The sequence below is a fragment of the Sphingomonas lycopersici genome, assembly GCF_026130605.1.
GTDB lineage: Bacteria > Pseudomonadota > Alphaproteobacteria > Sphingomonadales > Sphingomonadaceae > Sphingomonas > Sphingomonas lycopersici.
Map to the genome: position 1 here is coordinate 372,017 of NZ_JANFAU010000002.1, position 25,229 is coordinate 397,245.

Below are 25,229 nucleotides of genomic sequence, written 5' to 3' on the forward strand. Positions count from 1 at the left end.
TCTCCTTGTTGCAATGACGAGCAACCCTTCAGATCCGGCGGCTTTCTTTCGGGACATGCTGGGTCATTGGGAAAAGGCCGTAAACAATTTCGGCGGCGACGCGCTCAAGAGCGAAGAATTCGTCCGCGGGATGAGCGCGGCGACCGCCGCCACCGCCAATATGCAGGCGAATACGCATCAGGTGATGGAGCGCGTGCTCGCCGCCGCCAATCTGCCCAGCCGCGCCGATTTCGATGATCTCGCGCGGCGCGTCGCAGGGATCGAGGCGACGCTCGCCCGGATCGAGGCGAAGCTCGGCAGCGGCGGCCCCGATCCGGCCAAGCCGCGCCCCAGCCGCAGCCGCAAACCACCAAGCAAGGCAAGCTGATGCAGCAAACCGCGACGATCGATCCGATCTCGGCCGCCCAGGGCGAATTCGAACGGATGATGGCGCGGAATATCAAGGGGTTGAATTACTTCACCTCCCCTGCCCCGGTGGTCGGCGCGACCCCGCGGGAGGTGCTGATCGAACGCGGGCCGATGCGGCTCAATCACTATCGGCCGATGACCGACGAGGTCTATCGCGTGCCGATCCTGCTGGTGATGGCGACCACCAACCGCGGCTTTATCTTCGATATGGTGCCGGGGCAGAGCCTGGTCGAATTCCTGCTCCGCGCCGGGTTCGACGTGTTCATGCTCGAATGGGAAGCGCCGCGCAGCCACGAACGCTCGCTGACGCTCGAAAGCTATGTGCTCGATTTCCTTCCCGCGGCCGTCGCGCGGGTCAGGGAGGAGACCGGCGAGCCCGATGTCAGCATGGTCGGCTATTGCTTCGGCGGGGTGCTCTCCCTGCTCTATGCCGCGCTGCATCCGGCGCAGGGGCTCGCCAATCTCGTCACCTTCACCACGCCGATCGATTTTTCGCGGATGGACCTGTTCAGCGCCTGGTCCGACCCGCGCTTCTTCGATGTCGACCGGCTGGTCGATACGTTCGGCAACGTGCCGGGCGACATGCTCTACGCCTCGTTCGACATGCTGCGCCCGGCGGCGCGCACCGCAGCCAATATGCGGCTCTACGACAATCTGTGGGACGACGAATATGTGAAGTCGTTCCGCATGTTCGAACGCTGGAACACCGATACCCTGCCGCTCGCCGGTGAATATTTCCGCCAGACGACCAAGAAGCTGATGTGGGACAACAGCCTGTACAAGGGCACGATGACCGTCGGCGGGCGCGCGATCGATCTTGGCGGCATCACGGCGCCGTTTCTGCATCTCGCAGCGGAGCATGATCATATCGTCCCGCGCGAGGCGTCGGCGCCGCTGCTAGGAATGATCGGATCGCCCGACAAACAGGAAATCATGCTGAAAGGGGGGCATGTCAGCCTCGTCGCGGGGGGCAATGCGATCAAGCGCATGTGGCCCGCGCTGGCGAACTGGCTGGCGGAGCGATCGATATGAGCCAACGCATCCGACGTTTCCGCAGCCCCGACCGCGACGCGATGATCGCCTTCGCGCAAGACCTGCCCGAGCATGACCTGTTGTTCCTCGGCCGCGATCTCAAACACCCGCGCGTCGTCGAGGCGTGGCTGACGGCGATCGACGACGGCTGGATCGACAGCCTGCTCGCCGAGAAGGACGGCGAGATCGTCGGCTCGGTCGCGCTGGTGCGCGATCCGCTCGGCTGGTCGGCGCATGTCGGCGAGGTGCGGCTTCTGGTGTCTTCGGAACGGCGCGGCGCGGGGCTGGGGCGCGATCTGCTGCAGGCGATCATGGCGGTGGCGGTCGAGCGGCGGCTCGCCAAGCTCACTGCGGCGATGACCCCCGATCAGCGCAATTCGGTCGCATTGTTCGAAAGCCTGGGGTTCCGTGGCGAAGCATTGCTCAAGAATCAGGTGCGCGATCGCAGCGGGCAGCCGCACGATCTGGCGATCCTCAGCCTCGATCTCGCCCGCCACGAAGCATCGCAACGCGCTTACGGCTTTGATGAAGCCTAGAATTTACTTCCCTTAGCTTTTTAATGATTATAGCCTGATTACTGAACAAAAATAACAGCCGGCGCGTAGATGCCGGAACGACAGGAGAAACTGCTAATGGCCGCTGCCGCGCCAACCGATATCCCGCCCCCGCCTTCACCGCTGCTCGCGCTGACCGAATTGCCGCGTGCGCTGGCCGAATTCGGGTCGCTGCCGATCGCGGCGCCGTTGCTGGCGACCGCGCCGCGCGGCGACGGGCATCCGGTGCTCGTCCTTCCCGGCTTCACCACCACCGACGCCTCGACCACGGTGCTGCGCCGCTATCTGCGGCGGCTCGGCTATGACGCCTATCGCTGGGATCTTGGGCGCAACCTCGGCCCCAAGGCGATCGGGCGCGAAGGCGAAAAGCTGCTCGCGCGGCTCGAAGCGATCTACGCCGAGGCCGGGCGCAAGGTCAGCCTCGTCGGCTGGAGCCTCGGCGGGGTGATGGCGCGGATCGCTGCGCGCCAGGCACCCGAGAAGGTGCGGCAGGTGATCTCGCTTGGCTCGCCCTTCACCGGCTCGCCGCGCTCGACCAATGTGTGGCGCGCCTATGAATTGTTCACCGGCCAGTTGGTCGACGACAAGCAGACCCGCGCGCAACTCGCCGAGGGCGCGACACCGCCCCCGGTGCCCGCCACCGCGATCTGGAGCCGCGAGGACGGCATCGTCGCGTGGCAAAATTGCATCGAGCCGCTCGGCGCGTTCAGCGACAATATCGAGGTCCACGGCAGCCATTGCGGGCTGGGGGTCAACCCCGCGGTGCTCTACGCGATCGCCGACCGGCTGGCGCTGCCCGAGGACGGCTGGCGGCCGTTCCGGCGCGGGGGATTGCGGGCGTTATTCTATCCCAGCGCCGGGCACGCCTGAGGGGCTCCACTTCCCTATCCCCGTTCGGGCTGAGCTTGTCGAAGCCCTGCACTTTTCTTCCAAGGAAGAAGGGCGGCCCTCCGGCGGGTCCCATGAAATTATTACTTTCATGGGTGCCCTCACAAGGTCGGGGCGAACGGAGCGAGTATCCCGACAACAGCCGTCACCCCGGCCTTGAGCCGGGGTCCATCGGGAGGCAGGCGCAGAGGCAAGCGCCTCTTGCCGCAGAGCTTGAGGCACAATGGATCCCGGCTCAAGGCCGGGGTGACGGGGGTTATCTGGCTTCTGTCGGCTATTTCTTCCCCGGCGCCTTGAACGTGCCGACCGCCTCCCGGCCGAACTGCATGATCAGTTCCCCCACCTCGCGCGCCTGCGCCATCGATCGATTGCCCTGTTCGCGCAGGAAATCGCCCTGGATCTTCATCACTTCGGACAGATCCTTGGCCGATGCCGCGGCGCGCATCGCGGCGAACGCCTCGCGGGTATTGGTCTCGGCCTGATCAAGCATCTTGAGCCCGATCGCCTTGTTGTTCTCCAGCGCCTTCTCGCTGGAGGCCTTCATCGCCTCGCCGGCGCGCTTGGCGGGATCGACGACGCGTTCCTTGATCGTCTCGCGCGCTTTTTCCGCACCCTCGCGCACCTTGTCGGCGGCGGCCTTCGCGCGATCGCTGGCGGTCTTGCGTGGTTGTTGTGCCATCATCCCTCTCCTCTCTTGCGACCAGCCGCCCGGCGCGGGCGCGCGGGACGGTTTTCGTTCGCCTCGACCGGTGGCGGGGCGCCGGTACGCGCCACCGCCTCCTTCAACGCGGCAAAGCTATCGCGCAGCGCCTGCGCGTAATTCTGCGGATCGGGCATGATATCGCGATCGCTGGTGAAGCTGATCGCGATCGTATCGCCATAGCTATAGACCGGGTTGATCAGCCCCATGCCGTCGAACACCGGCCCGGTGCCGTACATCCCGACCATCTTGGCGCCGCAGAAATAGAGCGGCACGCGGCTGCCCGGCACATTGGTGACGACGCAATTATACGCCGGGGCATGCGCGTTGACCGCACCGATCCGCGTGTAGAGCCGCGCGGCGAGACCGGCGAGTGCGCTGGGCATCAGTTGCGAATAATCGGACAGGTTCTTGGCGCCGACCGCATTGGTCATCGCCTTGGAATTGACCGCCTCGTCATGGACGAAGCGCAGCCGTTCGAGCGCGTCCTCGATATGCGTCCCGAGCCCGACCACCATCGCCGAGACGAGATTGCCGAGCGCCGCCTTCTCGCCCTCCTGCCGCACCGAGATCGGCGCCATCGCGGTCAGCGTCTCCTTGGGCAGCTCGTCCTTCGACTGGAGGTAGCGCCGGAGCGCGCCGCCGACGATCGACAGCACCACGTCGTTGACCGTCGCATCGGGCACCGCTTCCTTGAGCGCGCGGATCTCCTTGAGCGAAAAAGGCACCGCATCCCATACGCGATGCGCGCCGACCGTGCCGTTGAAGCGCGTCTTGGGCGCGGGCCGGGTGTTGCGCAGCGACACATCGCCCTTGCGCACCTGCGCCGCGAGCCGCCCCATGCCCGGTAACGACCGCCCGATCGTCTCCATCACGCGCATCGGCTGGACGAGGCTGTTGAAATAGCTCCGTGCCAGCAGGTCGGCGACGTGCGGCATATTCTCGGCTTCCCACGGATCGTCGTCCGCCGGGGCGGTGGTATCCGGGGTGATCGAATGCACCGCCGCCGACATTTCCACCCCCGACATGCCATCGATCGCGGCGTGATGCACCTTGCACATCAGCGCGAAGCAGCCGGGGGGCAACCCGGGGATATTGTCGAGCCCCTCGATCACGGTGAATTCCCACAGCGGCTTGGTCAGGTCCATCGGCCGGGCATGGAGCCGCGCCGCCTGGATGCAGAGCTGGCGCCAGTCACCCGGCTTGGGCAGAGCGATGTGGCGGACGTGGAATTCCAGATCGAATTCGGGATCCTCGATCCAATAGGGATGATCGAGATCGAACGGCACGCGGACGAGGCGCTGTCGGAATGATCGCGCCCCGCGCAATCGCGCCGCGATGAAGGCGAGGATATCCTTGAACCTGACGAACCCGCCCGGCGCGGTGGAGGGATCGTAGATCGCAACCGATCCGATGTGCATCGGCGTGTGCGGGGTTTCCAGATAAACGAACGACGCATCCATCGCGGATAGTTGCTGCATCCGTGCCTCTCCTCCCGAGGCGACGGCGTTGCATCGCCTCATCGCACATGCTGGACCGCGCAGATCGGCAGGGCAAGCGATTTCCAGACAGCTTTGGACAGGTTATGCTCCGCGGGATGCGTTGCCCGATCGTCCTGTCCGCCGCGCTGCTCGCGCTCCTTCCCACCGCGCTCGTCGCGCAGACCGCGCCGCCCGCCGCCGCGCCGACGCCTGCCGGGATCGTCAACGTCACCGTGACGACCAGCATGGGGCCGATCGTGATCGCGATCGATCGCGAGCACGCGCCGATCACCGCCGCCAATTTCCTCAAATATGTCGATCAGAAGCGACTCGACGGGGTGAATTTCTATCGCGCGGTGAAGATCCAGGACAATTACGGCTTCATCCAGTTCGGCACGCAGAACGATCCCAAGCGCACCTTGCCGCCGATTGCGCACGAGCCGACCAGCAAGACCGGGCTGAGCCATGTCGACGGCGCGATCTCGATGGCGATGGACAAGCCAGGGACCGCGGCGGGCGATTTCTTCGTCATCGTCGGCGACATGAAGCCGATGGACGCCACCGCCACCGATCCGGGCTATGCGGTGTTCGGCAAGGTGGTGAGCGGGATGGACCTCGTCCACCGCATCATGGAAGCGCCGACCTCGCCGACGCGGGGCGTGGGGGTGATGAAGGGGCAGATGCTCGAGCCGGTGATCAAGGTGATTTCGGTGCGACGCTCGCCCACGACGCCGGTGACGGCTCCGGCGCCCATCGCTACGCCCGCGCCCAAGCCCTGACCTTCTCCCCTCCCTGGAAGGGAAGGGAGAAAAGTTCTCGGAAGGCGAAATTTACCCCGCCAGCGCGAGGTGCGTCTCGGCACGCCCCAGCGCCGCGGCGATCACCCCCGGCAGCGACCCGACCCGCGCGATCAGTTCCTCGTCGAGCAGGAAATCGCGCCCGAGCAGCAGCACCGCCTCGCCGCCCTGCGGCAGCCGCAACTTGAGCCGCACCTCGCCGCGTGCGCCGCGTTGCCCTTCGAGCAGCGTCGCGAGCGGGGCGATCGCCGCCGCGCTGTCGATCGCGATCTCGGCGACGAAGCGTGCGGTCGAGGCGAGGGTCTCGAACGGCTGGAGCCGCCGGATCGTGACGCGCGGCTGATCCTCCCCCGGCCGGCGATCGAGCTCGACCGTCGCCAGCGCACAGGCACCGGCGCGCGCGGCTTCCTCCAGATCGTTGGACACCATCTCGTCGAAACAGGTCGCGAAGAACTGCCCGCTCTGGTCCGATAGCGTGGCCATCATATAGCGCCGCCCGCGTGCCGAGGTGCGCCAGCGCGCCTCCTCGATCAGCACCGCCATCGTCGCGCCGGCGCGGGTGCCGTCGTCGGGGATCGACAATTCGCCCAATGCCGCGAATTGCCGCGCGCCGTGCATCCTGGCGAGATGCGCGTGGCGATCGACCGGGTGGGCGGAGAAATAGAAGCCGAACGCTTCCTTCTCCTGCTCCATCTTCTGCGCCATGCTCCAATGCACCGAGCGCGGGAGCTTGATCGCGTCACCGGCGTGGCTCGCCTCGCCGAACAGCCCGCCCTGCCCGCTGGTCCGCGCCTCCTCGGTCCGCGCGGCGACCGCGAGGATCGTCTCGGCCACCGCGAATACCCCGGCACGGTTGGGTTCGAGCAAATCGAACGCCCCGCCCGCGGCGAGCGTTTCGAGCTGGCGCTTGTTGAGCAAGCGGGGATCGACACGATGCGCGAGATCGTCGAGGCTCTTGAACCGGCCGTTCGCCTCGCGCTCGGCGACGAGCTTTTCCATCGCCCCCTCGCCGACCGACTTCAACGCGGCGAGCGCATAACGCACCGCCGGCGCGCCGTGATCGTCGACCTCGACGACGAATTCCGCTTCGCTGCGATTGATGTCGGGCGGCAAACATTCGATCCCCATCCGCCGCATATCATCGACGAACACCGCCAGCTTGTCGGTCAGATGGATATCGTAACACATTGAAGCCGCAAAGAATTCATGCGGGTAATGCGCTTTGAACCACGCCGTCTGATAGGTGAGCAAGGCATAGGCCGCGGCGTGGCTCTTGTTGAAGCCATAGCCGGCGAACTTGTCGATCAAGTCGAACAGTTCATTGGCCTTGCCGGCGGGGATCTTGTTGGTGTTGGCGCAGCCCTCGACGAAGATCGCGCGCTGCGCGTCCATCTCGGCCTTGATCTTCTTGCCCATCGCGCGACGCAACAGGTCGGCGCCGCCGAGCGTATAGCCCGCAAGCACCTGCGCCGCCTGCATCACCTGTTCCTGATAGACGAAAATCCCATAGGTCTCCTTCAGGATCGGCTCGAGCAACGGGTGGGGATAAGCGATCTCCTCCTGCCCGTTCTTGCGGCGGCCGAACATCGGGATATTGTCCATCGGGCCGGGGCGATAGAGCGCGCCGAGCGCGATGATATCCTCGAACACCGTCGGGCGGACCGCAGAGAGCGTGCGCCGCATCCCCTCCGATTCCACCTGGAACACCCCGACGGTATTGCCCGCCTGGAGCAGTTCGTAGGTTTCCTCGTCATCCCAGCCCAGCGCATCGAGATCGACCGAAATCCCGCGCTGCGCGAGCATCTCGACCGCCTTCTTGAGCACCGAGAGGGTCTTGAGCCCGAGGAAGTCGAATTTCACCAGCCCCGCGCCCTCGACATATTTCATGTCGAACTGGGTGACCGGCATGTCCGAACGCGGATCGCGATAGAGCGGGACGAGCTGCGCCAGCGGGCGGTCCCCGATCACCACCCCCGCGGCGTGGGTCGAGGAGTGGCGCGGCAGCCCCTCCAGCTTCATCGCCAGATCGAGCAGCCGGCGGACATCATTGTCGTTGGCATATTCCCGCGCGAGATCGGAAACGCCGTTGAGCGCGCGTTCCAGCGTCCAGGGATCGGTCGGGTGGTTGGGGACGAGCTTGGCGAGGCGATCGACCTGGCCATAGCTCATCTGCAGCACGCGCCCGGTATCCTTGAGCACCGCGCGCGCCTTGAGCTTCCCGAAGGTGATGATCTGCGCGACCTGATCGCGGCCGTATTTCTCCTGCACGTAGCGGATCACCTCGCCGCGCCGCGTTTCGCAGAAGTCGATGTCGAAATCGGGCATCGAGACGCGTTCGGGGTTGAGGAAGCGTTCGAACAGCAGCCCCAGCCGGATCGGATCGAGATCGGTGATCGTCAGCGACCAGGCCACCACCGACCCGGCGCCCGAGCCGCGCCCTGGCCCCACCGGAATGTCGCGTTCCTTGGCCCATTTGATGAAATCGGCAACGATCAGGAAGTAGCCGGGGAAGCCCATTTGGATGATGACATCCAGCTCGAATTCCAGCCGCTTGCGATAGACCTCCTTCCAGTCCGCCTCGGCCGGGGCCGCACCGAGCTCCTCGATCCGGCGAAGCCGTTCCTCCAGCCCGGCCGACGCGTCGTTGCGCAGCATTGCCGCCTCGCCCTCGCGGTCCCCGGCAAGGCTGGGGAGGATCGGCTTGCGCTTCGGCGCGGCGACCGCGCAGCGCTGCGCGACGACCAATGTATTGGCGATCGCCTCAGGCAGATCGGCGAACAGCGCGCGCATCTCATTCGCCGGCTTCATCCACGCATCGGGCGAGCTTTTGGGGCGGTCGTCGCTTTCGACATAGGTCGAATTGGCGATGCACAGCATCGCGTCATGCGCGTCAAGGAAATCGCGCTCGGCAAAGCAACACGGATTGGTCGCAACGAGCGGGAGGTTACGCGTATAAGCGAGATCGAGCAGATGCGGCTCGGCGCGCCCCTCCACCTCATCGAGCCGGCGGACGATCTCGATATAGAGACGATCGGGGAACAAGCCCTCCAGCCGGTCGGCATAGGCCTCGGCGCGTGCCGGCTGGTCCTCGGCATAGAGCCGGGCAAGCCCGCCCTCCCCGCCCGCAGTGAGCGCGATCAGTCCGTCGCTGTGCTTCGCCAGCGTCGCGAAGTCGACGTGCGGCACCTGCTCGATCGGGCGATCGAGGTGCGCCATGCTGACCAGCGCGCAGAGGTTGTCATAGCCGGTGGCATTCTGCGCGTAGAGCGCGAGCCAGTCGAAGATCGGCGCCACGCCATCGGGCAAATCCGGCCGCGCCACCCCCAGCATCACGCCGATCACCGGCTGCACCCCCGCGTCGCATGCCGCGTCGGAATAGGACATCGCCGCATAAAGCCCGTTGCGGTCGGTCAGCGCCGCCGCGGGAAAGCCGAGCGCCGCCGCGCGCTTGGCGATCGCCTTGGGCTCGATCGCCCCGTCGAGCATCGTGTAGGAGGAGAAGATACGGAGCGGAACGAACGCGGAATGCGGCATGCAGCGAAGCTAGTGGCGCGCACGCGATTCGACCAGCGCGGAACCGGAGAATTCGGTGGACGTTACGACCTCGTAACAGGGGAGAGCGATCATGACGGATTCGGCGCGCGGGATCGGCTGGGGCTGGATTCTCGCCTACGGCGTCGTTTCGCTGCTGCTCGGGATAGTCGCGATCTTCCTGCCGATCCCGGCGACCTTCGCCGCGACGATCGTAATCGGTGCCTATCTGATCGCGGCAGGGTTGTTCTCGCTGCTCGCCGGCGTGTTCGGCAAGGAGCATGAAGGGCGCGGCTATGCCGTCATCGTCGGGCTGCTCTCGCTGCTCGGCGGGCTGGTGATGATGTTCCAGCCGATGGTCGGCGCGATCTCGCTGACGTTGCTGCTCGCGCTGTTCCTGATCGTGCGCGGGGTGACGGACCTCGCCTGGGGCGTCCGCTTCCGCCGCGGGCGCGGGCTGATGATCGCGCTGGGCGTGCTCAACCTGCTGTTCGCCGGCTATATCATCTACAGCATGCCGGTCGCGGCGCTCGCGTTGCCGGGCATCTTGCTTGGATTCAGCTTTCTGTTGTCGGGCGCGACCTGGACGATGTTCGCGCTCGACCACCGCGGCGAAAGCCTCCGACTGGGCGAGTGAAGGTGCGCGATCGGGCCGTATCTTGTGCCCCCGCCTGGGCGGGGACGCAGGGGAGTAAAGCCTACAGCAACTTCTCGATATCCGCCTCGATATCGGCCGGTTTGGTCGTCGGGGCGTAGCGCGCCACTGTCTGCCCCGCGCGATTGACGAGAAACTTGGTGAAGTTCCACTTGATCGCCTTCGATCCGAGCAACCCGGGCGCGTCGCTCTTGAGCCGTTCGAACAGCGGATCGGCGTTCGGCCCGTTGACCTCGATCTTGGCGAAGACCGGGAAGGTCACGTCATAGGTCAGCGAGCAGAAATTGGCGATCTCCGCCGCATCGCCCGGTTCCTGCGCACCGAACTGGTTGCAGGGAAACGCCAGCACCTCGAACCCGCGATCGGCATATTTGCGGTGGAGCGCTTCGAGCCCCTCATATTGCGGGGTGAAGCCGCATTTGGACGCGGTGTTGACGATCAGCAGCACCTTGCCGCGCCACGTATCGAGCGCCGCCGTCCCGCCGTCCGCCGCCTTGACCTCGAAATCGGTGATCGCCTCCATCGCCCTTCCCCTTTTACCCCGGATGATTACCCCTGATGACGCGCCAGCAGATGTTCCAAATTGACACGCACCCCAGGCCATTCGCAAGCGATGATCGAATAGACCACCAGATCACGCACTCGCCCGTCGAGCATTTGATGCGCGCGCAGCACCCCGTCGCGCTTCGCCCCGAGCCGCTCGATCGCGCGCTGCGAATTGCGATTGAACCAGTCGGTGCGGATCTGCACGACATTGCACCCCAGCACCTCGAAGGCGTGGGTCAGCAGCAGCTTCTTCGCCTCGGTATTGACCCCGGTGCGCTGGACCGAGCGCGCATAGAAGGTGCCGCCGATCTCCACCCGGCGATGCTGCTCGTGCATCCGCATCAAACGGGTGAGCCCCACCACGCGCCCGTCGGGGGTTTCGACGGCGAAGGGCATCGCGCGCCCGTAATCGCGCTCGCGGAACGCCGCCGCCAGGAATTTGTCGGGATCGGCGAGCCCGGAAACGTTGGTGAAGAACAATTCGGTCAGATCGCCGTCCGCCGCCGCCGCGACCACCGCGTCGCGATCCTCGAGCGTCAGCGGGCGCAGCGTGACATGCCGCCCCCGCAAGGTCGGCGCGTCACGCCACAGGTTCATTGCAATACCCCGTCGTGGAGCCGGACGACGCGATCCATCTTCGCCGCCAGCCGTTCGTTATGCGTCGCGACCAGCGCCGCCGAGCCCTCGCCGCGCACCAGCCGCAGGAATTCGGCGAGCACGACATCGGCGGTCTGCTCGTCGAGATTGCCGGTCGGCTCGTCGGCCAGCACCAACGCGGGCCGGTTGGCGAGCGCGCGGGCGACCGCGACGCGCTGCTGCTCGCCGCCCGAAAGCTGGCTCGGGCGGTGCGTCAGCCGGTGGCCGAGGCCGAGCGCGGCGAGCAACGCATCGGCGCGCGCCTCCGCTTCCGCCTGCCCCGCGCCGTGGATCAGTTGGGGCAGCACGACATTCTCGCGCGCGTCGAAATCGGGCAGCAGATGGTGGAACTGATAGACGAAACCGAGCCGGTCGCGGCGGACGACGGTGCGTTGATGCGAATCGAGCTGCGCCGCCTCCGCCCCGGCGATGCGGATCGAACCCTCGAACCCGCCTTCGAGCAGCCCGACCGCCTGGAGCAAGGTCGACTTGCCCGAGCCGGAGGGGCCGAGCAGCGCGACGATCTCGCCCGGGGCAACCGCCAGGTTAACGCCGCGCAATACCTCGATTGTTTCGCCACCCTGGGTGAAGCTGCGGGCGAGACCGATCGTTTCGAGGACCGCGTCACTCATAGCGCAGCACCTGCACCGGATCGGTGCTCGCCGCCTTGTACGCTGGATAGAGCGTCGCCAGCACGGTCATCAGCGCGGTGATCAGCACGATCGCGACGATCTCCACCGGATCGGGCTTGGACGGCAGCTCGGTGAGATAGCGGATCGACGGATCCCACAGATTCTGCCCGGTGACGAGCTGGACGAAGTTCACCACCGCCTGACGATAGAAGAGGAAGATCGAACCGAGGATCAGCCCGGCGACGATGCCGAGCGCGCCGATCGAGATCCCGACGGTCATGAAGATCCGCATCATCCCGCCGCGCGTCGCCCCCATCGTGCGCAGGATCGCGATGTCGCGCGTCTTGGCGCGGACCAGCATGATCAGCGAACTGGCGATATTGAACGCCGCGACGAGGATGATGATGCACAAGACGGTGAACATCGCCACCCGCTCGACCGCGAGCGCATCGAACAATTGCGCGTTCATCTGCCGCCAGTCGGTGATCACTCCGAGCCGCCCGACCTTTTGCGCGAGCGGCGCCAGGATCTGCGCCACCTTGTCCGGATTGTCGGTCTGCAATTCGACCATCCCGACCGTATCGCCGAGCAGCAGCAGTGTCTGCGCATCCTCGATCGGCATGATCACATAGGCTTTGTCGTAATCGTAGACCCCGATCTCGAAGATCGCGGCGACATTGTAGCTCACGTAGCGCGGCACCGTGCCGAACGGGGTCGACTGGCCTGAGGGATTGATCAGCGTGATCTGCGACCCGACGGTCGCGCCCAGCGCCTCCGCCAGCCGCGCGCCGATCGCGACATTGCCGCTGCCCGGCTTCAGATCGGCGAGCGAGCCGGCGACGACCTTCTGCCCGATCGTCGAATTGTTGCGGATATCCGATACGCGCATCCCGCGTACCAAAATGCCCTCGACCCGGCCGTTATAGCTCGACATCAGGGGCTGATCGATCAGCGGGACGGCGCTGGTGACGCCGGGCGTTTCCTTCGCCCAGCGTGCGATCTGCTGCCAGTCGGCGAGCCGCCCGTCGATGCCCTGCACCACCGCATGGCCGTTGAGCCCGACGATCTTGTCGAACAGTTCGGCGCGGAAGCCGTTCATCACGCTCATCACGATGACGAGCGCTGCGACGCCAAGCATCACCGCGCCGAGGCTGAAGCCGGCGACGAGAACGATGAAGCGTTCCCCTTTGCCCGGAAGCAGATAGCGCCGCGCGATCATCCGTTCATAGCGCGACAGGATCATGCCGCACCGTCTATCGGCGCCGCGCGCGGCTGGCAACCTCCGTGCGCTGGCCGCGCCTGGGCAACGCTGTGGCGGAATCGTCACAGGGCGCGGACAATCTATTTAGCTGGCGTTCATTTTCATCGACACCGACCCGTGTGGCTTAGTAGCAATAGCGCACTGGCACACAGGCAAAGGCCGTGGTTCGGGGAATGTCACCGCCCCGCTTCGCAAGAAGCGCGCGGGCTGCGACGGGATAGGGGGCTGACGAGCGATCGTCACGCAGGCGCCCGGGTCGGAATACCGATCCGGGCGTTTGCCGTTTCAGGGCAATAGGAATTTATAACCTCCCCTCCCCTGTTCAAGGGAGGGGAGAAAAAAGTTCAGTTGATCCCGAACGATAGCGTCACGCCAAAGGTCCGCGGATCGCCCGGCTGGCCGACGATCAGCCCGGTGTTGCCCGATTGCGTTGTCAGCAGCTCATAATAATTCTGGTCGAACGCGTTGCGCACCCAGGCGAAGATGTTGAGCTTGTCGCCCTTGCGATAGCCGAGACGGAAGTTGGACAGCGAATAGCCCGCGATGTTCATATAGGCCGAGGGTGACGGATTGGACGAGAAATCCGAGCGATAGCTGCCGTCGTAGCCGACATAGACCTGCCCGTCGCCGGCCGGCCAATTATATTCCGCGCCATAGCTGAACGCCCATTTCGACACACCCGGCAGCCGCTGGCCGGAAATATCGCAGAACGGCGGACTGTTGCTGCCGCCCGACAGCTCGGGCGGGCACGGCGCATTGGCGAAGCGGACATATTTGGCGTCGGTATAGGCACCGTTGACGTAGAGGTTGAGCCCGCTGGTCGGGCGGAACGCCGAATCGAACTCGATGCCGCGCGTCCGCACCTTGCCGGCGTTGGCGAGATAGCCGCGCAGCACCGCGAGCTGGAAATTGTTCACCGTCGCCTGATAATCGTAGATATCGGTCCAGAAGGCGGCGAGGTTGATCGTCGCGCGACGATCGAGCAACTGGGTCTTGAGGCCGAGTTCATAATGGTTGACCGTCTCCGGCTTCACCGTCGCGGTGGAGAGGATCGGGTTGTTGTTCGCGTCGAGCGGTAGCCCGGAGAGGTTGATCCCGCCCGATTTGTAGCTGCGCGCATAGGTCGCATAGCTGTGGACGTCGGGGGAGAATTCATAGGCGAGCGTGATGTCGCCCGAGAAATTCCAATTGTCGAATTTCGGGGCATAGCTCTGCGGCGCGAGCACCCCGCGCTGATCGCTCGTCAGGTTGGTGCTGCCCTGCCCGTTGGTCACGACCGAGACGTAGGAACCTTCCTTCTTGTCGTAATTGAGCCGCGCGCCCGGCGAGATCTGCAACTTGTCGGTGACATGCCAGGTCAGCTTGCCGAACAAGGCGGCGGAGGTGTTCTTGAAGCCGATCGTGTTGCGCGAGGTGAGACCGTTGAGCGTCGCCGGGTTCTTCGCCGCCGCGCTGGTCGGGTTGAGCAGCCACGCGCTCGCCGCCGGCCCCTGCACCTGCAGCCCCTGCGTATCGATCGTCTGATAGAAATAGAACATCCCGACCGTGTAATCGATCGCATGCTTGCCGTTCGAACCGAGGCGGATTTCCTGGCTATACTGGTCCTGCTGCGACGGATTGGCCGACACGGTGGTGATCGGCAAGCCGATGAAATCGCGGTCGTTCGACGGGTCCCAGTTCCAGAAGCGCCACGCGGTGACCGAGGTCAGCGTCGCCGGGCCGAGGTCCCAATTCGCCACCATCGAGGCGCCGCCGAGCTTCTGCCGCGCGCGCAGCGGCGTATCGACATCAGTGATGCGATCGAAGGCATTGGTCGAGGGGACGGCATAGCCCGCGGCGGCGGCAAGCGCGGTATATTGCCGGTTGGCCGGGCGCTGGGTCGGCGCGAGGCGCGCATAATATTGCACGCAGCAGGTCGGCGCCTGGCGGTTATAGTCGGCGTAGAGCGTGATATCGAGGTTGGACGCCGCGCGGAACAGCATCTGGCCGCGCAAGCTGAGATTGTCCTGGCTGTTCTGCCATTGCTCCTGCGTCGTGTTCCAGATCGTCCCGCGCCGCGTGGTGAACGAAGCCGAGAAGCGCCCCGCCACGACATCGCCGACCAGCGGGCCGGAGATCGAGCCCTTCGCCTGGAAGAAATCGTAATTGCCGCCGCTCACCTCGAAGCGCGCCTCGGTATCGAAGCTCGGCTTGCGCGTGGTGATGTTGATCGCGCCGGCGGTGGTGTTCTTGCCGTAGAGCGTGCCCTGCGGCCCGCGCAGGATCTCGATCCGGTCGGTATCGGTGAAGTCGAACGTCGCCGAGGCGATGCGGCTGTAATAGACCTGATCGACATAGATGCCGACGCCCTGCTCGATCCCGTCGTTGGTCAGCCCGAACGGCGCACCAAGCCCGCGGATATTGGCGGCCGAGTTGCGCGGATTGGTCGAATAGAATTGCAGCGACGGCTGGAGCTGCGTCAGCCGCCCGACATTATAGGCGCCGGTATCCGACACCGCCTTGCCGCCGATCACCGACATCGCGATCGGCACGCTCTGGATCGTTTCGGCGCGGCGCCGCGCGGTGACGAGGATGTCGCCCCCGCTCTGTTGCGCCGGGCCGAGCCGGCCGGGATCTTCCTGTTCGTCCGGCGCGGCCTGCGAATTGGTCTGCGGTGCCGGGGGCGCAACGGGCGGATTGTCGGCGGGCGCGGCCTGCGCGGCGGCGGCCAGCAATGCGAGCGTGATCGACATGTTCTTTCCCTGGACGAGTGGGTTCGTCGCCCAGTGTTGTATCGGCGCTTTCAATCTCGACCAAGAAAGTAGGTTTTCAGCCTACCTGCTTGAAAACTTCATTCGTCCTCCCATCTTTTCGGTTGCACGGCGCCACTGATCGGGCCGTGCGGGATGCTGCGCTACGTGCGGGCATCTTGTCGTCAACTCGCTCAAAAGAGGATTTGATATGCGACTGGACCTTACCCCCTACCGCCGCTCGACGATCGGCTTCGATCGCCTGTTCGACCTGCTTGAGACCAATGCGCGCTCGGCGGCCGACAATTATCCCCCGTTCAACCTCGAGCGCCTCGCCGAGGACCGCTATCGCATCACGCTGGCGATCGCTGGCTTCAGCCGCGACGAGATCGAGATCACCGCGCAGCAGAACCTGCTGCTCGTCGCCGGCAAGAAGGCCGAGCCGCAGGAAAATGCCAATTTCCTGCATGTCGGCATCGCCAACCGCAGCTTCGAGCGTCGTTTCGAGCTGGCCGATTTCGTCTTCGTCGAAGACGCGCGGCTCAATGACGGGTTGCTGGTGATCGATCTGGTCCGCGAAGTGCCCGAGGCGATGAAGCCGAAGAGCATCGCGATCCGCACCGGCGCGCCGCTGGCCGCGGTCGATACCAAGGCCGACGAAGCCAAGGCTGCGTAAACGCCGCAGCGCCGGAAAGTTCGGCGCCTCCTTGCTCCCTTTCCGAGGCGTCGGGGGCGTCCGGGTCGAAAGGCCCGGGCGCCTCTTTTCGTTATTATGTGCTTAGGGTCGTGGAGCGCAGCCACCTCAACCCGCTCGGGCTGAGCTTGCCGAAGCCCCGCCCCTTTTCTTCCAAGGAAAGAAGTGCAGCTCTTCGACAAGCTCAGGCCGAACGGACGTAAAGCGGCCAATTCCTAATGCGCCGCGATATGCCCGCCCCGCCCGGTCAACGCCTCGAACACGTCGGGATCGAGCGGCGCGTGGAAGCGGCAGCCGGCGGCGAAATCGTCGGCCCACATCACGTCCGCACCGACCGGGCCGATCCCCGGCAGCGTCAGCCAGATCGCCATCCCGCGGCGCAGCGCGGAATAGGTGCTGAGCCGTGCGCCGTGGCGCGACAGGTCGATCACCTTGCACAAGGTCCGCGCGAGCCCGCCCGGTTCCTCGGCGGCCGAATCGAACGAAACCGGCGCACGCGGGTCGCGGCGCCGGTTATCGCTGAACAAAGGTTCGAATTCGGCTGCAAACATGCCGGGCAGCCTAGCCCGACATGCCTAACGCGCTCTTAACGCCGTTACTTGCGGAGCGTCAGCCCACCGCCGAAGCGCTTGTTGAAGCGCGCGACCTGACCACCGGTGTCGAGCACCTGGCCGCGGCCGCCGGTCCACGCCGGGTGCGCCAGCGGATCGATGTCGAGCTGCATCGTGTCGCCTTCCTTGCCCCAGGTGGAGCGGGTTTCGAACACGGTGCCGTCGGTCATCTGCACCTTGATCATGTGGTAATCGGGATGAATGTCTTTTTTCACGTCAGTCAGTCCTTGGATGTGGCTGGTTTCCGACCAGCCTGAAAGGAAGCGGGGCGCCTAGCGCAGGCGCCCCGCAAAGTCAAAAAGCCGTGACCTCGCTCAGCCCGCCTTGGGCGGATCGGCGATCATCGCGGTGAAATTGGCCTCGGCCACCACCTGTCCGTCGATCTTCGCAACCCCGGCGAATTTGCATACGCTGCTGCGCTTCTGGACGAATTCGACCTCCAGTCGAAGCAGCACGCCCGGCTCCACCGGCTTGCGGAACTTGGCGTTCTCGATCGCCATGAAGTAGACCAGCTTGCCCGAGCCCGCGAGGCCAAGGCTTTCCACCGCCAGCACCCCGGCGGCCTGCGCCAGCGCCTCGACGATCAGCACGCCGGGCATGATCGGACGCCCGGGGAAATGCCCCTGGAAGAATTCCTCGTTGACCGTCACCGCCTTGATCGCCGCGATCGACCGGTCGAGGATCAGTTCCTCGACACGATCGATCAGCAGGATCGGATAACGATGCGGCAGCGCCGCCATTACCCGTGCGGTGTCGAGCGGCCCGATATTGACGCCGGCGCCGCTCGTCGCTTCCGCCTCGCTCACCGGCCCTGCGGCTGCTTGGTGTTGGCCGGTGCCGGCGCAGCGGCGCCGCCCTGCTGGCCCGGCTGCCAGTTCGCCGGCGGGGCGATGCTGACCGAGGGCACGAGCCGGTTGAGCTCGGTCGTCACGTCGGCGGTCAGATCGCCCGCCGGATCGAGATGCACGACGTCGTTCGGGCCGATCACGATGCTCGCCTTCTTGCGCGCCGCAGCCGCGTCGATCGCCGCCTTGAGCTGGGCCTGGATCTGCTCGATCGCATAGCCGCGCGCGCGGGCATAGGGCAGCGTCATGCGCTGCAGCTCGGCGTTGCCGGCCTGTTCCTTGGCCTGGATCGCCTGAAGCTGGGTCTGCAGCTGCGCCTGCGGCACATTGGCCTTCTGATCGGCCTGCGCCTTGGCCACAAGCGGCTGAATCTCGTTGGCGATCGCCTGACGGCGCGCCTCGGCCTGATCGAGCGTCGCCTTATAGGTCGTCTGGAGCTGCGACGCGGCGGTCTTCCACGCGTTGCTGTTGCCCACCGCGCCATCGGGGTCGACGACGGCAACGCCGCCTACCTGTGCGTGCGAAACACCCGCCAGAAGCGCGCCCGGCGCGACCAGCGCCGCCGTCATCAGCATGGTCTTGAAGCTATTCATCAGAATTGAGTCCCTACGTTAAAGGTTATGAGCTTCTTGTCGTCGCCCGGCTGGGTCAACAATGCCTTGGCGATATCGATACGCAACGGACCGAAGGGCGAGGTCCAGTTGACGCCGAAACCGATCGACAGGCGCGGTCTGGCCGAGCCGCCGTAATAGGTTTCCTTGAACGGCTGCGACGCGATGATCGGCGAGTTCGGGACGACGCCGTTGCACCCGCCGCCCGGCGTGGGAAGGCCCGCGGCGCAGGTGGTCGTCGCGACCGTGCCGTTGCCCAGAGTGTAATTGTACAGCGCCTGGCCCGAGGCATTCGTCGCCGGCAACGGGAGCACGGTTCCGTCCGCCGCGACCGGGAAGGTTGCCGTATCCAGCGGCCGAGTCATGCTGAACAGGCTGCCCGCCTGGACATAGATCGACGGACGCAGCCCGAGCTCACGCGCGCCCGAGCCGAGCGGCAGTTCCAGCTCGATCCGGCCGAGGTAATAAGCATTGCCGCCCAGCGCGTCGTCGACGATCTGGTTGCGATCGGTGATGAGCACCTGCTTGCCCGAGGAATCGGTCGTATAATATTGACGCAGCACGCGCGGGCCGACGCCGCGGATGTCGAAGCCGCGGAACTGCGGCTCGCCGAGGTAGAAGCGATCGGTGATGCGGACCTTGTCGATCCCCGGCCCGCGGCTCGATTCGAGCGACTTGATATAGCCCGCCTCGCCGACGAACGAGAAAACGAAGCCCTTGCCGACGCCCCAGAATTTCGCGCCTTCCGCGCGGGTGCGGATGTAGCGCACGTCGCCGCCCAGCCCGGCGAAATCCTGGCTGAACGAGAAGCGCGTCCCCTTGGTCGGCCGCAGCCGGCTGTTGAGGCTGTTGTACATCAGCGAATAGCCGACCGACGAGGTCAGCCGGTTGCCGAGCGAATCGCAGAGATAGCGGCCAGCGAGCAGCGAATCGCACTTGTCGCCCGGGCTGTTGCCGCGGATGCCGTCACCGTTCGAATCGGTGTAATAGGTGCCCCGGTCGAGGCTCACCTCGTCATAGGACAGCCCGTAACGGCCCGACAGCGACCAATATTCGGTCAGCGGCACGCCGAGCCGCACCTGGAAGCCGGTCGAGGTCTGGCTGTAGGTCGTCTGGCGATCGGTGCCGAGATAGTTGAACGAGTTGTAATCGCGCCGGAAAAGGTCGACGCCCAGCGCGATGTTGCGATCGAACAGATAGGGCTCGGTAAAGCCCAGCTCGACCGACTTGGAATAAGCCGAATAATTGACGCCGGCGCGCAATTCCTGCGCCTTGCCGCGGAAATTCGACTGGGTGATGTTGGCCTGGATGATGAAGCGTTCGAGGCTCGAATAGCCCGCCGACAGCTGGAGCTGACCCGTCGCCTTTTCCTCGACGTTCGCCTCGAGCACGACGCGATCGGGCGCTGAGCCCGGGGTCTGCTTGATCTCGAACTTGTCCTGGAAATAGCCCAGGCTGTTGATGCGATCGGTCGAGCGCTTGACCTGGAAGCTGTTGAAGGCATCGCCTTCCGCGAGGCGAACCTCGCGGCGGACCACCTTGTCCTGCGTCTGGGTGTTGCCGGTGATCTCCACCCGCTCGACATAGGTGCGCTGCGCCTGGGCGATGTGGAAATTGATCGACATCGTCAGCGCGTCGCGGTCGCGCGAGAATTCCGGGTTCACGTCGGCGAAGGCATAGCCAAACAAGCCCGCCGTCTGGCTCAGGCTGTCGACCGTGTCCTCGACCTTCTTCGCGTCATACCAGTCGCCCTTCTTGATCGAGAGCGTCTGCGCCATGCGCTTGTTGTCGAAATCGCGAATATCGCTGTCGACGGAGACGTTGCCGAACTTGTAACGCGGCCCCTCCTCCACCACATAAGTGATGATGAAATCACGCTTATCTGGGGTCAGCTCTGCCACCGCGCTCGTGACGCGGAAGTCGGCATAGCCGTTGGTGAGATAGAATTGGCGCAGCTTCTGCTGATCGTAGGCCAGACGATCCTGATCGTAGGACGTGTTGGACGACATGAAGCGGAAGAAACGCGATTGTTTCGTCGCCATCTGCGACCGCAGCTTGGCATCATCGAACACCTGGTTGCCGATGATGTTGATCTGGCGGACCTTGGATTTCGGCCCCTCGCTGATCTCGAACACCACGTCGACGCGATTCTGGTCGAGGTTGACCATCTTCGGATCGACGCTGGCGGCGAAACGGCCCTGCCGGCGATACAATTCGATGATCCGCGCGACATCCGCGCGCACCGCCGAACGGGTGAAGATCTGGCGCGGCTTGAGCTTGATCTCCTTGGAGATCTTATCTTCCTTGAGGCGCTTGTTGCCCTCCAGGATCACGCGGTTGATGATCGGATTCTCGCGCACGCGCAGCACGATATCGCCCGATTCCGCACCAGTGACGGTGACGTCGGCGAACAGGTCGCTGGCGTAGAGATCCTTGATCGCCTGATCGAGCGTCTCGTTGGTGTAGGAATCGCCGACCCGGAGCTTGGTGTAGCTCAGCACGGTTTCCGGCTCGATGCGCTGCGATCCGTCGACCCGCAGCGAGCGGATCGTGCGCACCACCTGCACCGCGGGCGCGGACGGAGCGGCAGCCGGCGCGGCGGGGACCGCAGCGGGAGTCGGCGCCTGCTCGGCGGGCGCGGTCTGCGCGGCAGCCGCCAGCGGCACGCCGGCCAGCATCGTGCCGGCGAGCAGCAATGCCACCGATTGCGGGCGAAGAGTTGTTGTCAAAGCCGTCACCAATCCACCCTGAAAGCTACCCTTAGTCCACCGCGTGCTGCGCCCTGCCCCAGCTTGATCAGCCGATCAAGCCGGCGAGGCTGCGCCACAGGCCCAAATTATCCAGATCATTGAACGTCACCAGCAGCATCAATGCGAGAATCGCCGCCAGTCCGCCGCGATAGGCCCATTCCTGCGCTTCCGGCCCGACCGGCCGGCGACGCACCGCCTCGATCGCATAGAACATGAGGTGCCCGCCATCCAGCATCGGAACTGGCAGCAGGTTGATGAACCCCAGATTGATCGACACCAGGGCGATCAGGAAAACGAACGCTTCCGGCCCCAATGTGATCTGTTCGCCGGAAACCTTGGCGATCGACAGCGGCCCGCCGAGCTCGGCGACCGAGCGGCGCCCGGTGACGACCTGCCCGATCGTCTCGACCATCATCGACACGATCTGCCCGGTGCGGCGCACCGCGACGACCGGCGCCTCCAGCAGGCCGACCTCGCGATAGACCGGCGCGGTCGCGCTCAGCCCCAGCACGCCCATGCGATAATCGTTGCCGAAGCGATCGCGCTCGTGCCGCACGCCGATCGTCGCCGGCACCGAGGCGGCGACGCCCTTGCGGACATAATCGACCCGGATCGTTTCGCCGGGGCGGATCCGGACGTAGCGTGACATGCTCTCGAACGTGTCGACCGCGCGGCCGCCGAGCGCGACGATGCGGTCGCCCGGCACCAGCCCGGCACGCGCCGCCGCCGAATTGGGGAGCGTCGCGCCCACCACCGGCGGGGTCACGCTGTCGCCATAGGCCAATGCGAAGCCGGCGAGGATCAGGATCGCGGCGAGGAAGTTGATCGCCGGGCCGGCGATGACGATGAACGCGCGTTGCCACACCGTCTTGGCCTGGAAGGTGCGCTGCCGCTCGGCCGCGGGAAGCGCGAGCCAGTCGGCGGAGGGCTGGCTGCCGGCGTTCATGTCGCCGGCGAAGCGGACATAGCCGCCCAGCGGGAGCCAGCCGAGCTTCCAGCGCGTCCCGCGCCGGTCGGTCCAGCCGGCGATCTCGCGCCCGAAGCCGATCGAGAAGGTTTCCGATTTCACGCCGCACCAGCGCGCGGCGAGATAATGCCCCAGCTCGTGAATGAACACGAGCGGGCCGATCACCAGCGCGAACGCCACGATGGTCAGCAAGAGGCCCGGGGACTGGATCAAGCGACGCGTTCCTTCACACACTCCGCCGCCAGTCGCCGCGCCTCACGGTCGATGTCCAGCACCGCATCGAGCGTCTGAGGCGCGGGCGGGTCGAAGCGTTCGAGGGTATCGGCAACGATTGCGGCAATTTCGAGGAACCGCGCACCACCGCCGAGAAATGCCGCCACCGCGACTTCATTCGCCGCGTTGAGCACCGCGGGACGCGCCCCGCCCGCTTCGACCGCCTCGCGCGCCAGCCGCAGCGCGGGGAAACGCACCGGATCGGGCGCCTCGAAATCGAGCCGGCCGATGCGGGTGAGATCGAGCGGCTCGCCGGGGGTCGCCATCCGATCGGGCCACGCCAGCGCATAAGCGATCGGGGTGCGCATGTCGGGGGTGCCGAGCTGCGCCAGCGTCGAGCCGTCGACATATTCGACCATCGAGTGGATCACCGACTGGCGATGCACCACGATATCGATCTGCTCGTGACCGAGCGGGAAGAGATGGAACGCCTCGATCAGCTCCAGCCCCTTGTTCATCATCGTCGCCGAATCGACCGAGATCTTGGCGCCCATCGACCAATTGGGGTGCGCCACCGCCTGTGCCGGCGTGATCTCCGCCATCTCCGCCAGCGGGCGATCGCGGAACGGGCCGCCGCTCGCGGTCAGGATGATCCGTCGGATGCGGTGCGAAAGCCTTGCATCAAGGCATTGGAAAATAGCGTTATGCTCGCTGTCGACCGGCAGCAGGGTCGCGCCGTGATCGACGATCGCCGCCTTCATCACGTCGCCCGCGGAAACCAGCGCCTCCTTGTTGGCGAGCGCGATCGTCCCCCCGGCGCGGATCGCCGCCATCACCGGCTTGAGCCCCGCGCAGCCGACGATCGCGGCGACCGTGACGTCGGCGCCCTCGCCCGCCGCCTCGGCCACCGCCTCGGCGCCGCCCGCGGCAACGACGCCCGACCCGGCAAGCGCGTCACGGAGGGCGGGAAGATGTGCTTCGTCGGCGATCACCGCGCGTTCGGCGCGGGTGCGGATCGCGACCGATGCCAGCTTGGCGACATCGCTGTTGGCGGTCAGCGCGCGGACGCGGAACGCCTCCGGCGCGCGCTCGATCAGATCGAGGGTGGAGGTGCCGACCGATCCGGTCGCGCCTAAAATGGTGACTGTTTTCATGCCGGATACAGATGCGGGAGGATGACGAGGAAGGCAGCAACGGGCGCGACCGGGACAAGCCCGTCGAGCCGGTCCATGACGCCGCCGTGGCCGGGGATGATGCTGCCCGAATCCTTCACCCCGGCGCGGCGCTTGAGCCAGCTTTCGTAAAGGTCGCCGGCCTGCGCCAGCACCGCGAGAGCGGGGGTCGCGAGCGTCAGCCGCCACGGCAGGCCGAAGCGCCAGTGCATGAAGACGCCGAACGCGCCCGCAGCGACGACCCCGCCGATCAGCCCCGCCCAGGTCTTGTTCGGGCTGATCGCCGGCGCAAGCTTCGGCCCGCCGATCGCGCGGCCGGCGAAATAGGCGCCAATGTCGCAAGCCCAGACCAAAGCCAGCGCCCATAAGGTGAAGACGATGCCCTCATGCTGGCGCCGGATCAGCATCAGCGCAAGCACCGGCAGCCCGCAATAGATCACCCCGGCGGCCAGCCGCGGTTGGCGCGTCACGATCACGACGAAGAACGCCGCCCCGCCGAGCAGCCCGAGCGAGAAGAAATCGTGCGGCACGATCGTCAGCGCCGCAGGGGCCATGACCGCCAGCGGCACCGACAATGCGAATTGCGCGAGCCGCGTGTTGCGCGCGGATGCGCCGTGCAGCGCAGCCCATTCGGCCATCATGATCAGCGCCGCGACCACCGCGAGGATCCAGAAGGCGACACCGCCCCACAGCAGCGCGCCGAGCGCGACCGCGATCAGCACGACGCCGGTCACCGCCCGCGTCGGCAGGTCGGAGCGCGCACGCGGGTTCGTCGCCGTCACAGGCCCCCGAACCGCCGCTGGCGCCGCGCGAAATCGGCCACCGCCGCTTCCAGCTCGGCCACCCCGAAATCGGGCCACAGGGTATCGACGAACAGCAATTCGGCATAAGCCGCCTGCCACAGCAGAAAATTGGACAGGCGATGCTCGCCCGAGGTGCGGATCAGCAAATCGAGCGGGGGCAGATCATGCGTATCGAGCTCCGCCTCGATCATCCCCGCATCGATCGCGGCAGGATCGAGCGCCCCCGCCGCGGCACGCTCGGCGAGGCGCCGCGCGGCGTTGGTCAGCTCGGCCTGCCCGCCGTAATTGAGCGCGATCGCCAGCAACGGCCCGCTATTGCCCGCGGTCCGCGCGATCGCATCGTCGATCAGCGCCACGACATCGTTCGGGAAACGACGGAAATCACCGATCACGCGCAGCCGCACATTCTCGCGTACCAGCTCGGCGAGGTCGGAACGGATGAACAGCCGCAGCAACCCCATCAGGTCGCCCACTTCCTCCTCCGGCCGCCGCCAATTCTCGCTGGAGAAGGCGTAGAGCGTCAGCGCCTCGATCCCCATCGCGCGCGCCGCGCGGCTGACCGCGCGCACTGCCTCGACCCCGGCCTTGTGCCCGGCGACGCGCGGCAGGAAGCGCTTCTTCGCCCAGCGGCCGTTGCCGTCCATGATGATCGCGACATGACGCGGCAAGGCACCCTCGCCGCCCGCGAGGATCGGCGCGGTGCTCATGAACGC

Annotated in this window: 24 protein-coding genes; 7 read left to right on the forward strand and 17 right to left on the reverse strand. The window is 65.8% G+C overall.

Annotation, left to right across the window (positions count from 1 at the left end; translation table 11 throughout):
• The first annotated feature begins 13 nt into the window (after positions 1 to 13).
• From NED98_RS04990 to NED98_RS05005, 4 genes are all read left to right on the forward strand, one after another.
• Positions 14 to 367 (forward strand): hypothetical protein, encoded by a 354-nt coding sequence (locus NED98_RS04990; protein WP_179511733.1) that lies wholly within the window; start codon positions 14 to 16, stop codon positions 365 to 367.
• Positions 367 to 1,440 carry a PHA/PHB synthase family protein gene (locus tag NED98_RS04995; RefSeq protein WP_265312124.1) on the forward strand — a complete coding sequence of 358 codons (1,074 nt, stop codon included), beginning with the start codon at positions 367 to 369 and terminating at the stop codon, positions 1,438 to 1,440. Before NED98_RS04990 ends, NED98_RS04995 begins: the two co-directional genes overlap by 1 nt.
• Positions 1,437 to 1,976 carry a GNAT family N-acetyltransferase gene (locus NED98_RS05000; protein WP_265268373.1) on the forward strand — a complete coding sequence of 180 codons (540 nt, stop codon included), beginning with the start codon at positions 1,437 to 1,439 and terminating at the stop codon, positions 1,974 to 1,976. Before NED98_RS04995 ends, NED98_RS05000 begins: the two co-directional genes overlap by 4 nt.
• A gap of 96 nt (positions 1,977 to 2,072) precedes the next feature.
• A complete protein-coding gene (locus NED98_RS05005) occupies positions 2,073 to 2,864 on the forward strand; it encodes an esterase/lipase family protein (RefSeq protein WP_179511736.1) in 792 nt (263 codons plus the stop codon).
• 292 nt (positions 2,865 to 3,156) lie between these two features.
• On the opposite strand, the gene NED98_RS05010 is transcribed toward NED98_RS05005, so the two are convergent.
• Positions 3,157 to 3,561: a phasin family protein gene (locus tag NED98_RS05010; RefSeq protein ID WP_265268372.1), complete on the reverse strand. Its 405-nt coding sequence runs from the start codon at positions 3,559 to 3,561 to the stop codon at positions 3,157 to 3,159.
• Entirely contained in the window at positions 3,561 to 5,063 is a 1,503-nt protein-coding gene (locus tag NED98_RS05015) for a WS/DGAT/MGAT family O-acyltransferase (protein ID WP_265312125.1), read from the reverse strand. Before NED98_RS05015 ends, NED98_RS05010 begins: the two co-directional genes overlap by 1 nt.
• Positions 5,064 to 5,167: 104 nt before the next feature.
• On the opposite strand from NED98_RS05015, the gene NED98_RS05020 reads away from it, so the two are divergent.
• Positions 5,168 to 5,842 (forward strand): peptidylprolyl isomerase, encoded by a 675-nt coding sequence (locus NED98_RS05020; RefSeq protein ID WP_179511738.1) that lies wholly within the window; start codon positions 5,168 to 5,170, stop codon positions 5,840 to 5,842.
• 51 nt (positions 5,843 to 5,893) lie between these two features.
• Here the strand turns inward: NED98_RS05020 and dnaE are convergent, their stop codons facing one another.
• Complete coding sequence (gene dnaE / locus NED98_RS05025; protein WP_265312126.1) at positions 5,894 to 9,394, reverse strand: DNA polymerase III subunit alpha; 3,501 nt, start codon at positions 9,392 to 9,394, stop codon at positions 5,894 to 5,896.
• 91 nt (positions 9,395 to 9,485) lie between these two features.
• Here dnaE and NED98_RS05030 point away from each other — a divergent pair, with 91 nt between their 5' ends.
• Positions 9,486 to 10,028: an HdeD family acid-resistance protein gene (locus tag NED98_RS05030; RefSeq protein WP_265312127.1), complete on the forward strand. Its 543-nt coding sequence runs from the start codon at positions 9,486 to 9,488 to the stop codon at positions 10,026 to 10,028.
• Between the two features lie 61 nt (positions 10,029 to 10,089).
• Here the strand turns inward: NED98_RS05030 and NED98_RS05035 are convergent, their stop codons facing one another.
• The 5 genes from NED98_RS05035 to NED98_RS05055 all read right to left on the reverse strand — a co-directional run bounded on the left by NED98_RS05035 (position 10,090) and on the right by NED98_RS05055 (position 15,853).
• The gene (locus NED98_RS05035; protein WP_265312128.1) at positions 10,090 to 10,569 is read right to left on the reverse strand and encodes a glutathione peroxidase; all 480 of its coding nucleotides are present in this window, start codon (positions 10,567 to 10,569) and stop codon (positions 10,090 to 10,092) included.
• Positions 10,570 to 10,595: 26 nt separating this feature from the next.
• On the reverse strand, positions 10,596 to 11,189 hold the full coding sequence (locus tag NED98_RS05040; RefSeq protein ID WP_265312129.1) for a GNAT family N-acetyltransferase: 594 nt from the start codon (positions 11,187 to 11,189) through the stop codon (positions 10,596 to 10,598).
• Positions 11,186 to 11,860 (reverse strand): ABC transporter ATP-binding protein, encoded by a 675-nt coding sequence (locus NED98_RS05045; protein WP_179511743.1) that lies wholly within the window; start codon positions 11,858 to 11,860, stop codon positions 11,186 to 11,188. Before NED98_RS05045 ends, NED98_RS05040 begins: the two co-directional genes overlap by 4 nt.
• Entirely contained in the window at positions 11,853 to 13,103 is a 1,251-nt protein-coding gene (locus NED98_RS05050) for a lipoprotein-releasing ABC transporter permease subunit (protein WP_179511744.1), read from the reverse strand. Before NED98_RS05050 ends, NED98_RS05045 begins: the two co-directional genes overlap by 8 nt.
• A gap of 362 nt (positions 13,104 to 13,465) precedes the next feature.
• Entirely contained in the window at positions 13,466 to 15,853 is a 2,388-nt protein-coding gene (locus NED98_RS05055; RefSeq protein WP_265312130.1) for a TonB-dependent receptor, read from the reverse strand.
• A 208-nt stretch (positions 15,854 to 16,061) separates the two neighbouring features.
• On the opposite strand from NED98_RS05055, the gene NED98_RS05060 reads away from it, so the two are divergent.
• On the forward strand, positions 16,062 to 16,526 hold the full coding sequence (locus tag NED98_RS05060) for an Hsp20 family protein (RefSeq protein ID WP_179511746.1): 465 nt from the start codon (positions 16,062 to 16,064) through the stop codon (positions 16,524 to 16,526).
• A gap of 233 nt (positions 16,527 to 16,759) precedes the next feature.
• Here NED98_RS05060 and NED98_RS05065 read toward each other — a convergent pair whose 3' ends face one another.
• The 9 genes from NED98_RS05065 to NED98_RS05105 all read right to left on the reverse strand — a co-directional run bounded on the left by NED98_RS05065 (position 16,760) and on the right by NED98_RS05105 (position 25,223).
• Positions 16,760 to 17,095: a PilZ domain-containing protein gene (locus NED98_RS05065; protein ID WP_179511747.1), complete on the reverse strand. Its 336-nt coding sequence runs from the start codon at positions 17,093 to 17,095 to the stop codon at positions 16,760 to 16,762.
• Positions 17,096 to 17,139: 44 nt separating this feature from the next.
• Entirely contained in the window at positions 17,140 to 17,370 is a 231-nt protein-coding gene (gene rpmE, locus NED98_RS05070) for a 50S ribosomal protein L31 (protein ID WP_179511748.1), read from the reverse strand.
• A gap of 99 nt (positions 17,371 to 17,469) precedes the next feature.
• Positions 17,470 to 17,922 (reverse strand): 3-hydroxyacyl-ACP dehydratase FabZ, encoded by a 453-nt coding sequence (gene fabZ / locus NED98_RS05075; RefSeq protein ID WP_265268485.1) that lies wholly within the window; start codon positions 17,920 to 17,922, stop codon positions 17,470 to 17,472.
• Positions 17,923 to 17,957: 35 nt separating this feature from the next.
• Positions 17,958 to 18,593, reverse strand: coding sequence for an OmpH family outer membrane protein (locus NED98_RS05080; RefSeq protein WP_179511749.1), 636 nt, complete (start codon positions 18,591 to 18,593; stop codon positions 17,958 to 17,960).
• Positions 18,593 to 21,340: an outer membrane protein assembly factor BamA gene (gene bamA, locus NED98_RS05085; RefSeq protein WP_432423293.1), complete on the reverse strand. Its 2,748-nt coding sequence runs from the start codon at positions 21,338 to 21,340 to the stop codon at positions 18,593 to 18,595. The genes NED98_RS05080 and bamA overlap by 1 nt, the downstream gene beginning before the upstream one ends.
• Before the next feature lie 67 nt (positions 21,341 to 21,407).
• Positions 21,408 to 22,541 (reverse strand): M50 family metallopeptidase, encoded by a 1,134-nt coding sequence (locus tag NED98_RS05090; RefSeq protein ID WP_179511750.1) that lies wholly within the window; start codon positions 22,539 to 22,541, stop codon positions 21,408 to 21,410.
• Positions 22,538 to 23,695, reverse strand: a complete 1,158-nt coding sequence (locus NED98_RS05095) for a 1-deoxy-D-xylulose-5-phosphate reductoisomerase (protein WP_265312131.1) — start codon at positions 23,693 to 23,695, stop codon at positions 22,538 to 22,540. Before NED98_RS05095 ends, NED98_RS05090 begins: the two co-directional genes overlap by 4 nt.
• On the reverse strand, positions 23,692 to 24,495 hold the full coding sequence (locus NED98_RS05100; RefSeq protein ID WP_179511752.1) for a phosphatidate cytidylyltransferase: 804 nt from the start codon (positions 24,493 to 24,495) through the stop codon (positions 23,692 to 23,694). The genes NED98_RS05095 and NED98_RS05100 overlap by 4 nt, the downstream gene beginning before the upstream one ends.
• Complete coding sequence (locus NED98_RS05105; RefSeq protein WP_179511753.1) at positions 24,492 to 25,223, reverse strand: isoprenyl transferase; 732 nt, start codon at positions 25,221 to 25,223, stop codon at positions 24,492 to 24,494. The genes NED98_RS05100 and NED98_RS05105 overlap by 4 nt, the downstream gene beginning before the upstream one ends.
• Positions 25,224 to 25,229 lie beyond the last annotated feature (6 nt).